The sequence below is a fragment of the Sphingobium fluminis genome (assembly GCF_037723805.1).
GTDB lineage: Bacteria > Pseudomonadota > Alphaproteobacteria > Sphingomonadales > Sphingomonadaceae > Sphingobium.
Window position 1 is genome coordinate 118750 of the sequence record NZ_JBBJUK010000008.1, and the last position, 12074, is coordinate 130823.

General features: G+C 57.7%; 9 protein-coding genes. 6 read left to right on the forward strand and 3 right to left on the reverse strand.

Annotated elements, in window-relative coordinates; translation table 11 throughout:
- Nucleotides 1-9: 9 nt before the first annotated feature.
- Nucleotides 10-510 (reverse strand): flavin reductase family protein, encoded by a 501-nt coding sequence (locus WG907_RS17325; protein ID WP_340234776.1) that lies wholly within the window; start codon nucleotides 508-510, stop codon nucleotides 10-12.
- Between the two features lie 239 nt (nucleotides 511-749).
- Between WG907_RS17325 and WG907_RS17330 the strand changes: the two genes are divergently transcribed.
- Nucleotides 750-1706, forward strand: a complete 957-nt coding sequence (locus tag WG907_RS17330; protein WP_340234834.1) for an alpha/beta fold hydrolase — start codon at nucleotides 750-752, stop codon at nucleotides 1704-1706.
- A 272-nt stretch (nucleotides 1707-1978) separates the two neighbouring features.
- A protein-coding gene (locus WG907_RS17335; protein WP_340234778.1) for an IS5 family transposase occupies nucleotides 1979-2673 on the forward strand; the annotation gives its coding sequence in 2 pieces (ribosomal slippage) (nucleotides 1979-2309 and nucleotides 2309-2673; 696 coding nt in all).
- 24 nt (nucleotides 2674-2697) lie between these two features.
- Here WG907_RS17335 and WG907_RS17340 read toward each other — a convergent pair.
- On the reverse strand, nucleotides 2698-3555 hold the full coding sequence (locus WG907_RS17340) for an alpha/beta fold hydrolase (protein WP_340234780.1): 858 nt from the start codon (nucleotides 3553-3555) through the stop codon (nucleotides 2698-2700).
- Between the two features lie 416 nt (nucleotides 3556-3971).
- Here WG907_RS17340 and WG907_RS17345 point away from each other — a divergent pair, with 416 nt between their 5' ends.
- Entirely contained in the window at nucleotides 3972-5336 is a 1365-nt protein-coding gene (locus WG907_RS17345) for an amidohydrolase family protein (RefSeq protein ID WP_340234783.1), read from the forward strand.
- Nucleotides 5337-6069: 733 nt separating this feature from the next.
- On the opposite strand, the gene WG907_RS17350 is transcribed toward WG907_RS17345, so the two are convergent.
- Nucleotides 6070-6264 carry a hypothetical protein gene (locus WG907_RS17350; RefSeq protein WP_340234785.1) on the reverse strand — a complete coding sequence of 65 codons (195 nt, stop codon included), beginning with the start codon at nucleotides 6262-6264 and terminating at the stop codon, nucleotides 6070-6072.
- Between the two features lie 515 nt (nucleotides 6265-6779).
- Here WG907_RS17350 and WG907_RS17355 point away from each other — a divergent pair.
- From WG907_RS17355 to WG907_RS17365, 3 genes are all read left to right on the forward strand, one after another.
- Nucleotides 6780-7577 (forward strand): SDR family NAD(P)-dependent oxidoreductase, encoded by a 798-nt coding sequence (locus WG907_RS17355; RefSeq protein WP_340234787.1) that lies wholly within the window; start codon nucleotides 6780-6782, stop codon nucleotides 7575-7577.
- Between the two features lie 67 nt (nucleotides 7578-7644).
- On the forward strand, nucleotides 7645-9081 hold the full coding sequence (locus tag WG907_RS17360; RefSeq protein WP_340234788.1) for an MFS transporter: 1437 nt from the start codon (nucleotides 7645-7647) through the stop codon (nucleotides 9079-9081).
- Nucleotides 9082-9574: 493 nt separating this feature from the next.
- Nucleotides 9575-12016, forward strand: a complete 2442-nt coding sequence (locus WG907_RS17365; protein WP_340234790.1) for a TonB-dependent receptor — start codon at nucleotides 9575-9577, stop codon at nucleotides 12014-12016.
- Nucleotides 12017-12074 lie beyond the last annotated feature (58 nt).

Below are 12074 nucleotides of genomic sequence, written 5' to 3' on the forward strand. Positions count from 1 at the left end.
GGTTCATTCTTAGGCCGTCGGGATTGGCTGCGCGGATGCCATGCGGCCATCGACCCAGACCAGCGGATCAATCGCGGGATGATTGACGATGCTGTCCACGCGGCCAACGAAAAGAGTGTGTGTGGCAACCTCAAGCGTGTCCATGGTGGTGCATATCATGCTGGCCGCAGCGTCCGAGAGGACAGGAAGGCCGTCCTGCGAGGATGTCCAATCCCCGGCATCGAACCGTTCTGCACCCTTCACAGCGCCGCTGAAAACACCCACCAGATCGCAATGACGTTCGGCGAGCAGGTTGACACAAAAACGACCATGTTCAGCCAGGACGGGCGAAAGGCTGGCATTGCGATTGACCGCGACGACGATGGTCGGCGGGTCACCCGCAGCCGACATCACTGCCGTCGCAGCCATCCCCGCAGGGTGCTCGGCATTGCCTGACGTGATGATCGCAACCGTCGATGCGAGTCGGCGCATCGCCTGTTTAAAATCTTCACTTATGGTCTGTTCGATCATGAATGGTCCTTCTCAACAGGTGCCGACCGCCGCCCCAGGTGCGGGTGCCATTGCCTTACAGTTGTTACACTAAGGTGCGAGACTGAGCACCGCCCACTCTTGTCCGCCGCTGATATGAGTTTTGCAGCGGGCGAGTTGGAACGATTAAAGGTGCCCTCCTGATCCAGTCTAGGGATGAGTGTGCTTCGGATTCCGCCGGATGATCGCATCGGCGCATGAATGGATTGGACGTGAATATCATGCTGTACGCGCTTGCACCGATGATAGGACGCCGGCCTCCCGCGCCCGCCTGGTTCGAGGAGGCCGTGGCCATGCCGTTCCAGCGCCCGGCGTGCGAATGGGAAGGTGCCGCGCTCGAACTGCTGTGCTGGGGAGAGGTGGGACGGCCTGGCCTGTTGCTGCTTTCAGGCAACAATGCTCATGCGCACTGGTGGTCCCCAATCGCCGCGCGGCTGTCGGAAACATATCGCGTCGCTGCGCTGTCATGGTCAGGCATGGGCATGTCGGGATGGCGTACATCCTATTCGATTGCCAACTACGCACAGGAGGCGATGGCCGCCGCCCGCGCTGCCGATCTGTTCGCGGGCGGCCCGCCCGTGCTCGTCGCGCACAGCTTTGGCGGCGGTCCCGCTTTGGAGGCGGGATGCGCTCATGGGGAGGTGCTGGCAGGGGCGATCATTCTCGACAGCCTGCTCGCACCGGATGGCGGAAAGCCGGTCCTGCCCGTCCGCAACACTCATCGTATCTATGCGACACAAGCCGAGGCGCTGGCGCGCTTCCGGCTGGCACCGCCGCAAACCTGCGACAATCTCTTTTACATGGATTGGGTGGCGCGCCATGCGCTGTGCGAGGTGGAAGAGGACGGGACAGCAGGATGGAGATGGTGCATTGATCCAAGCCTGTGGGAAAAGCTCCACTGGCACGATAAATGGCATGCTCTCACCCATGCCCGTTGCCCTTTGGCGATCATTAGGGGCGAAGAATCTTGCCTCGTCACTGGCGAGCAGTTCGAGATCGTGCAGGCGCATACGCCCGCCGAGACCCTGTTTGAAACGATCCCGGGGGCAGGACATCATGTCATGCTTGACCAGCCCTTGGCGGTCATCGATCTGATCGATCGGATGGCCACGCAACTGCGGGGCCTGACTGTCGGCAAGAGCGCGCCTCCAGGCAACAACGACGGAACAATCGGCTAAGATCTTTTACGGAACAAAGGCGCGATTGCTGTCGACCGTCGGGGCAGTAGGGCATAATCTGCGGCATGGCGAAAGTCCCGCACCGTAGTCGACTTTCCGACATTGTCTCAAGGCGTACGCGCACTGTCTGATCCCGGGCATTTTGCCGAACCATTATTTCCTGAACGATTTATTGCGGGACGTGAACCCCGGCCCAACTAGGCTCAGGACCTATTAATCCCTTGCGAAGATAGCGAGCGGTTGATTCAATGGCGGTGCAAGGAGGCGTTGCCATGAGTGACCTGATCTGGTTATCGGAGGCGCAGATGCGTCGTATTGAGCCATATTTTCCGCTTTCGCATGGGGTGCCGCGTGTCGATGATCGCCGGATCATCAGCGGGATCATCTTTGTGATCATGAACGGCTTGCGATGGCGGGATGCGCCTTTTGAGTACGGGCCGCCCAAGACGATCTACAACCGTTTCATCCGTTGGAGTCGGCTTGGGGTGTTCAACAAGATCTTCGCAGGCCTCGCGGCGAAGGGTGGCAAGCCGGACCAATTGATGATCGACGCGACCCATTTGAAGGCACTTCGGACGGCGGCGAGCCTGCTCAAAAAGGGGCCGTTTCCCGACGTATCGGACGCACCAAGGGCGGCCTGAACTCAAAGCTTCATGCCGTCTGCGATGGCAACGGCAGGCCGCTGATCATGCTGCTGAGTGAAGGTCAGATGAGCGACTACAAGGGCGCTGTCCTCATGATCGACGCATTGCCCAAGGCAAAAGCCCTGCTCGGAGACCGGGGCTACGACGCAGACTGGTTTTGGGCCGCGCTGGCAGACCGCAAGATCCCCGCCTGTATCCCGTCAAAGGTGAACCGGAAGGTGCCGATCCAGCACGACCCAGCGCTCTACCGGCAGCGCCACAAAATCGAGATCATGTCCGCTATATGCATCGCTGCCACCGTGATCTTCTGGCTCAATCAATGAGTCCTGACCCTAGCACCATCACTGCTACGCTGCCGGCATATGACGTTCGAGGAAATCGATCACGCCCGAATTGAATGCATCGTTCTTGTCACCCGCCACCATATGACCTGCCCCTGCGACGTCGAGCACCTCGGTCTGGGGCACCAGTCTGCACATTTCGGTAACGCCTTCGTCATCGACAATGTCACTCTTGCCGCCCCGGATCAGGAGCGTCGGCACGCAAACCTTATCGCTGACGGCCAGTAGCTGATCGGTCCAGTCGGGCGTATCTGGATTAGGCTCGATGTCTAGCATGCGCGGGTCCCAGTGCCAGTAGAGGCGCCCGTCGTCATTCAACCGCAGGTTCTTCATCAATCCGGTAGGGTCGCCGGGACGTGGCCGCTGGGGGTTATAGGCCGCCACTGCATCCGCCGCCTCATCCAGGGTGGCGAACCCATCAACATGCTCTTTCATGAATCGCTCTATCTTGCCCACACCCTCGGCAGCGGGACTAAGCACGATATCCACGAGTATAAGCGCACGGACATGTTTTATCATGGCATGCCCGACGGCATAGAAGCTGGTCATTCCGCCCATGGAAGCCCCGACCAGCGCGACCGGGCCGACATGATCCCCTACGACGGTCGCCAGATCACGGCCGCGCGCATCGAGTTCATAGTCGCCGACTGCCGACCAATCACTCTCGCCATGTCCGCGCGCATCGAAATTGATGACTCGATATCCGGCGTCGACCAATGTTCGCATCGCCCCAGACCATGAATGCCGTGTCTGGCCGCCGCCATGAAGCAGAATGACGAGTGGTGCCTCGTCGCGACCTCCAGCGTCCGCCCTGAGCGTCAGTCCGTCACTTGTCAAATATTGAACGTGGGGGAATTCCTGCATGAATGTCCTTCCGGGCTGCCGGGCGAGCCCAACGCTGCCCTGCAATGAGATCTAGCGGCTTAAATCGACGAGGTCCGTCTCACAATCCCGGACCGAATGTCTATACGTCTATCGTGGTTGTTGTTGGGCGGCACCTTGCCGAGTCGGCCGCGCATCCCTACGCATAAACCAGTTCTATTGTAGACAACCGCATCACGGGGTCTGCAGCGATCATGTTCCCTCGTCAGCTGGCAGACCCCCGATTACGGGAGTGGGATGCAGATGAAATAAGCCTGTACTGTAACGGTAGTCAGGATGATCGCGGATGCAAATGTCGCTTTGTCCCATATGATCGTCACATCTATACTGGTGAACCTGATATCGACGGCGTGCGCTGTGGGCAGACGGCATGGCGACCAAGTCCAAGGAGAGAGATTATGGCTGCGACGACAGCCCTCATCAATGCAAACATCTTTGACGGGAAGGGACAATCGCTAGCCGGTCGGACCGTGGTCATAGAGGATGGCCTGATATGCGGCATCGGCGCTGGAGACGCGCCGAGCCATGCCGATATCATTGACCTTCAAGGTCGGACGATTATGCCCGGCATGACCGTGGGGCATTGGCACGGAGAGTTTGTCGATATCGGTCCTCCATTGTTCAGTTCTGGACGCGGGGGCGTGTTCGTGGGGACTGAAGAGCCCCCGGCGATACTCGCGCTTGCGGCCGCGACCGCGCTTCAGACGGCACTCATGTCCGGCGTTACGCGGATCGTTTCGGCCAGTTGCAGCAACGATCTGGACGGGCAGATGCAGTCGGCCATACAGCGCGGCATGTTCGATGGGCCGCATCTGACCGCGTGCAGTCGCCATATCGTCACGACCGGCGATTATGAAGATCGCGGGCATTGGTGGACGACCCATGACCGGGCCTATGACGGGATACGCCGGATCGGCGGAAATGTGTTTGCAGACGGGCCGGACCAGATCGCCAAGGCGGTTCGGCAGGAAATTCTGCGCGGGGCGCAGATTATCAAGATCATCCCCACGGGCGGACATGGTTTCGAAATGGTGCCGGGATATCGTGGCATGTCCCGCAATGAAATGGAGACGGTGGTTCGGACAGCCCATGAGCGGGGTGCGCGCGTACGGGCACATGTCACCAGCGCGTCTGCCATATTGGACTGTTTGGACGTCGGCGTCGATATCATCGATCATGCCGACGGCATGGACGATGCCTGCATCGAGGCGATGGTGAAAAAGGGTACGACGCTGGTGCCAAGCATGCTGTTCGCCAAGCTTGTGAGCTATGGCGGCGTAGGCGAACCGAGGCCGGGGCGTGACGCGGATGTCGCATGGGACAATCTGAAGGTCATGCTGGCCCGCGCTAGCGCGGCTGGTTTGAATATTGTTCCGGGCGATGACTTTGGCGCGCAGGGTATGGCCCATTCACTGGGCGTTTACGCGCGCGAACTGCTGGTTTACAAGGATGACATCGGCATCGCGGCTAAAGACGTCCTGCGCTGGGCCACCTTTAACGGTGCAAGGCTGACTTTCGACGACCGCACCAATGGATCGATCGAAGAAGGCAAGGTTGCCGACCTCATTGTGGTCAATGGCGATCCTGTGGCAAACCTCGCCTTATTGCTGAACCCGGAACAGAATCTGGACGCCATCATGCTGGGTGGCCGTTTCATCAAGGACCGGCTGACCGGGAAAAGGGCCAGTTCAATCGAAACCCCCCGGGAGGGCAGGTTCGCGCCCGCGTTGCCGAAACAGGCAGCCGCCATCGCTGCCGAATGATCGGCTCGGGGGGCTCATCTGCCGTTACTTGTCAAATGGTTCGAAGCTGGCATCAAATTTCTGAAGGCAGTCCAATTATCTGCTTGTAAATGAAAATGTACAGTCAGCAGATTGTTGATTTTCGCCGAGATGTGATCCGGATAGCCGGTAATTTTCACTGAGAAGTGCCTCGTGTTTGAACACGTCTCTGGCTTGGAGCGGAACAGGGAGTATCGAACATGGATGGGTGCATGGGGTCCATCTGTGTGTCTTCAACATTCGGCGCGAGTTGTCGCTTAAGTTGGCGGAGCGGCTGCCTCGTCTGGGACTGATATTAAGCGGCGCGCTTTTTAGGAAGCGCCGCTTCTGTTTTGAAATGGAGCGAGACCCATTTCGGTGTCGAGTGCGCGCTTGCAGCCGATCGCTGCGCCTGCTTAGGCGAGTGACCGAACATGCTTATGGGGAATTCCTCCAGACTGGTTCCGGCTTCATCATCGTTGCATAGTCGCTGATTGCCTCGCTGCGTCGCCGGATGAGCCATGACCTCAGCTGACCAGCGAGCGATCTTCGGATACTCACCAAGCGAATCGAGGTCCGCACAAATTCGTGGGGCGCTCCTGCAGGCGATGTCGATCGAATATTCGCCGCCTCCGACGATTCCTTCCCTTGCAGCCGTTGGTCGAGAACCTTGTAAAGGCGCTTGGCCTCGCGGGAGTAGCGCTCATATGCGTAGGTGGTTTCGGGCGAGAACATTCTAAAATGCGCGCATTGACCGATCATCGGCCAGATAGAGCAAGATCGCACCTGATTCAAACACGGCAATGGGTTCGCCCCCGCCCGGTGGCATGAGGCCGCAGATTACGGGAACTTTGCTGTTGGGCGCATCGCGATAATTCGGGCGAAAACTGCTCGCCAGCGACCACATGGACAACGTGCGTTTGATGCGCAACGCCAGTCTCCTCAAAGAACATCGATATTTCATAGGTGTTGGGCGATTTGCGAAAATAGAGATCGTGCATGATAGTAGATTCCGTCTTCCAGACGGTCGAGTTCTCATGCGAAGCGTGCGGCAGGCGCATCATTCAATTCCGCCGCAGAGTAAGCGTTCGACCGCCTCGGGCCACAGCCAGACCTTTAACGATTGCGGCAAACGGTTCAGATAGATCGGAACAGCCGGGCGATGCAAGCGCGGACGGACAACGTCTAGAGGTCGGTGATAGCGAAGACTGCCGATCGGATATTTAACAAACATCAACGACAGTAAAGAGATTGGCCATCGCCGGTATGGCGCTATCCGCTTATACTTCCGACGACGGAACGTGGAGATTTGTAGGATCTGCTTGGCACGCAGACCTGCGGAAGGTCTCTGCTTCGCACCGATAGCAGGTCTATCGGGCCGTCGGTCGAAAGTGGTTTGACCGCGCTGCCCTTCGCCTAGTCGCCAAATATGGAGAGGAATTGAAAATGTCGGATGTTGCAGGACCCTGGGCGGTGATTGCTGGCGGATCAGAGGGTATCGGTGAAGCCTTCGCTAAGGAACTCGCATCGCGCGGTATCAATCTGGTCCTGATCGCACGCACCATAACCACATTGGCGGCGGTGGCTGAGGATGTGCGATCGAGCTACCCCGCGATTGAAGTGCGTATCATGTCGGTCGATCTATCATCGCTCGACGCAGTCGATATGATAGCTGATCAGACGAGCGCACTTGAGGTAGGAACGCTGGTCTACAATGTCGGTTCGGAAACGGACTACGCCGATTTCCTCGATCATTCGCGTGAGGCGATCAACAGCCGCCTGATCCGCAACGTGAACACGAAGGTTGGCCTTGTACATCATTTCGGTGGTCTGATGCGCACGCGCCGCAAGGGCAGCATTGTCCTTATGGGCTCGGTATCGGGTTATAATGGAGCGCCGGGCTTCGCGCTATATGCCGCGAGCAAGGCTTTGTCCCGCTACTTTACGGAAGGAATCTGGTACGAGTTCAAGCAGGATAATGTGAACGTGCTTTGTCCAGTGGTCGGGCCCACCGATACGCCGACGATGCGACGCGCCTATGGCGAGTTCAAGACTAAGCCTACCGACCCTGCCTATGTCGCGCGTGCCTCGCTCGATCAGATAGCGAACGGTCCGATCTGGATTTCTGAGGATATGCGAGAGCGTATCGCGAATGTGGACGCGATGGCACCGGGCGAGCGCGCCACAGCAGCCGCCGCGCGCGGCGCGGCCTTCGCTAATAAGAACCCGACGGCTGTCGCCTGAATACCAGCACCGCCAATCGGCAGGCCTACGCCATACTGGCGTCGGAAGTGGTTAGGGAGGGAGGCATGTGATCGGCGCTTGGCGAAAAATAACGAACGCGCGCACCACGAACGGAACTTCGGCTACAGTCTTGATCTGCGCATTGATGGTGGCGGAGATCACCTGTTCGCTCGAATCAAACATGATCTTCGCCGCCCTCTCTGGTCTCTATGCGACCTACGGCGATCCGGTAAAGGTGAACTGGCTTATAACCGGGTTCACACTAGCAGCTGCTAGCAGCGCAGCGATCGGCGGGCGTTTAGGGGATATTTACGGACGGCGCCGTGTATTGCTCGTCATGTTGGCGCTGAGTGTCAGCGGATCGCTACTCAGCGCGACAACAGATGTTTTCGAAGTCGTGGTCGTCGGACGTGTACTGCAAGGTATGACGATGGCGGTCCTTCCCCTGTGCTTTGGGCTGCTGCGTGAGAATTTAGCGCTTGAAGACGTTGGAGTCGGCGTTGGGCTTCTGGGGTCCGTTTACGCGCTCACCGTCGGCATCGGAACCGTCTTGGGTGGTATTATCGTTGATAATTTCAACTGGCAGGCGATCTTTCTTGCCAGCGCCTTCACGGGGCTGCTCGCATTTCTGGCGACGCTGCGGTTCGTGCCGCCTTCGAAATCTCCCCCATCGACAGCACCACTTGACCTGATCGGGGGTATTCTGTTCGCACCCGCCATAGCCGCGATCATATATGGGATTTCCACGGGCGGCCAACAGGCTGGCGGGATCGGCCTGCTGCTGGGTGGGGTGATGACGCTCATGGTCTGGGCGCGCTACGAGCTTCGGCATAGCCACCCGTTGCTCGATCTGCGATTGCTTCACCGCCGCGAAATGTTGCTGGTTTGCCTTGCCATGATGCTCACGGCCATGGGGCCGATGATGATGCTGATCGTGCTTTTGCCACTGCTACAGCAGCCCACCTGGACCGGGATTGGCTTCGAGCTCCCTGCTGCACTAGCCGGTATGCTTAAGCTGCCGGGAAACATCGTTGCGGCCGCTGCCATCGTTTGCGGTGGCCTGCTTGCGAAGCGGATAGGATTGCGCCCTGTCTTGCTTATCAGCATGGGCGTCACGATCGCGGGATGGATAGCGCTCTCGCTGTGGCACGATGCGCTGTGGGTGGTGGTCGTGATCATGAGTCTCGCGCTCAGCCCTGGTGTGTCGGTCGTCACCGCGATGGCACCGCAAATGGTGATCGCCAACACCCCCGGGGGGCGGGTCGGAGAGGCAACCGGGATGCTGCAGGTCTTTCGAGCGTTAGGGCAAGCGTTAAGTGGGCAGGTGTTGGGCTATTGCCTGGCAACGAGCCTTGTGACCAGCCCGGATGACGGGAACCATTTTCCTACAGAAGCGGCGTTCGTCGCCAGCTTTGTTGTTATCGCAGCGCTGGCGGCGGCCGTCTTCACCTTGTTCGCCGGCTTGCGTTCGGACAGGCCCATCGCATCAGGCGCGCGCCTCTAATGGGTCGTTGCAAACTGGTAATTATCCTCTCCACCGCGCTACATGCTCATGGCAAGTGGAAGGGGCGATCGGCGAGACATTGCAGTTCGCTTCACCGCCGCATTGATATTTAGGCGGCATCAGCCCGCGCACCTTCGAGGGCAGGGTCGTGTCAAGATATAAGTGATCAGCCCAAAGCCAGACCACTCCAGTCCACGCGCATCGTGTAAAAGGTAGGAATACCATAGATGTCCAAAGGAGAACAATTTCTTGCCAGCGAGCGCATCATGATGAAACGTTCATCGAAATGATTGACTTTGAATCAGATCATTATAAATATAATATGTGAGATTCAATTCAATACACAATATCACTGTGATATATTATTCATACTATGAATCTGTTATTTCATATCTGTAAATCTATAACGCCTAGCAATTAAGTCTAGAAATACGAACGAAACATAATCGTATTTACTTAAAATCATGATCGTTAAAAAGGGGAGGATAGTATTGTGACCATCAGCCACTCAACGGCTGCTCAGGCCTGGCGCCTGATGCTTTTATCGACCGCTGCCTTCGGGTGTTCGGGAATTGCCGTGGCGCAGACAGCCGATCTGGGCGCAGCCAATGCAAGTTCAGGGGATATCATCGTTACAGCTCGCAAGCGCTCAGAAACGGCGATTGCGGTGCCAGTCACCATCTCTGCCATTGGCGCCGATGAGCTTTCGCGGCGCAATATTACCACTATGGACGCACTGGCACGCGCCGTGCCGGCGCTTATCGTCGGCGACGGAGGGTCTTCAGGGCTCCAAGGCGGACTTATCGTCATAAGAGGCATTTCCGGCACCGAAACCAATCCATTTTCAGACCAGGCTGTTTCATTCAATATCGATGGCGTGCAGGTGGCGAAAGCCTCGGTTCGGCGTATGGGGCAGATGGACATGCAACAGGTCGAGGTTCTTAAAGGACCTCAGGCCTTGTACTTCGGGAAGAATAGTCCTGGGGGCGTTATCTCGATCCGTACTGCGGATCCCACCGCGTCTTTCGAGGCCGGGGGCTCTATCGGATATGAGTTTAATGCACGTGAAGCGAACGCAACGGCCTACGTGTCCGGCCCGATAACGCCGACATTGGGCATCCGCGTAGCGGCCATGATCGACACTATGCAGGGGTGGATCGAAAGGGTGGCACCGGCCGCAGGCACCATTGGCACGGGCGTAATTTTCGGACCATCGACCCAGCGCGCCCCTAATACCACCGACTATGCTGGTCGTGTAACGCTCAAATGGGAACCAAGCGATAGTTTCGACGCTAAACTCAAGGTCACTTATGGCAATGTGGACGGAACAGCCGGCCCGGCCGGACTGCAGGTCGTACGCTGCGCCCTTCCGAGCGGACCGCAGGGCATTCCTGCTAACACTCCGGGCGCGTGCTCCGCGACCGGGCAGGCGTCGGGCGGCGAACTTGGCCCCAATATTGCAGCCGCGAGTCCATTGTTTAGAAATGGCAATACTTTCGGTCAGCAATGGCAAGTGATCAGCGGCTTTGAAATGAACTATCACCTGCTGGAGGATTTAACCCTCACCTCGATGAGCAGCTTGTACAAGAGCAGGGCACGCCAAGTCGGTAATTTCAATGCGCAATATTTGGAAACTGGGGTTGGTGCTCGCAGGGTATTGGGTAACGCATATAAAGGCGGCATTCGTGAACTGACGCAAGAAGTGCGGCTGGGCAGTAGCTTCTCCGGCCCGTTCAATTTCACAGTCGGCGGCCTAGTTCAGGATAGCAAGAACGATACGCACGTTTTTACTGTCGCCAATGCACTCAATCCTACTTTCATTGTTCACCCTCGATTCGTCCAGGATGGATTCGCCTGGTCCGTTTTTGGGCAGGCGCAGGTCGATTTCTTCGAGCATTTACAGCTGTCGGCCGGCGGCCGTTATTCGCGTGAAACCAAAAAGCTGCCAGTGGCGCTGAATGAAGCAAGCTTTGGCACCGGCCTGCGGGAGATTTATGGCCCGGACTTTGTGCGCAAAAAGAGCTGGAAGGATTTCTCGCCGGAAGTCATGTTATCCTATCGTCCGACGCCTCAACTCAATATCTATGGCGGTTATAAGGAAGGCTTCCTGTCCGGCGGATTTAACGGAAACGGTGTTCAGCCAGCAAGGAATGCCGCAGGCGCCATCGTCATAGGCGGCCCGGTCGCGGCCGGGGTCCGGTCCGACTATGACCCGCAGGAATCGAAGGGCTGGGAAGCCGGAATCAAGGCTTCGCTATTTGACGGTACCTTGAGAACCAACCTTGCATTCTACACATATAAAATCAGTGGGCTTCAGGTCGGCGTATCTGTCAATAACAATACAGCGGTCATCGTCGGAAACGCGGCTAATGTCCGGCAAAAGGGTATGGAGTTCGACTTCAACTGGCGTTCTCCGGTTGAAGGCTTAAGCCTCAGCGGTGGCGCAGCTTATACCAACGCGAAATATCTCGAGTATCTGGCTCAATGCTATACCGGCCAGTCTTCGGCACAGTGCTTCGCTCGCCCTCAGCTGAACGGAGGTTCGGCACAGGACCTGAGCGGGGAGCAGCTAGCGCGCGCGCCCTTCTGGACAGGAAATCTCGGCTTCAACTACGAGACACCGGTGAGCGAAGGCCTCAAGCTGGGCCTGTCAGGAAACTGGACCTATAGTGACAGCTACTGGACAGATGCCATTAACTCGCCGCTGAGCAGGCACCCCAATTACAGCCTCTTCGATGCGACGCTCCGCCTCGCGCAGGCAGATGATGGCTGGGAGCTGGCGTTGATCGGTCGCAACCTCACCGACAAGCACACTTATATCCGTGGCTCGGGGGTTCCGTTTACAGGAAATGCCACCACGATCGCTGATTTCCAGGCGGTTGTGGACCGGGGCCGTCAGGTCATGCTGAGACTTTCCTTCAAGATGGGCCACTAAGTGTTGCCCATCCTGATCATCAAAGAGTCGCGCTGGATTATTCCAGCGCGACTTGGAT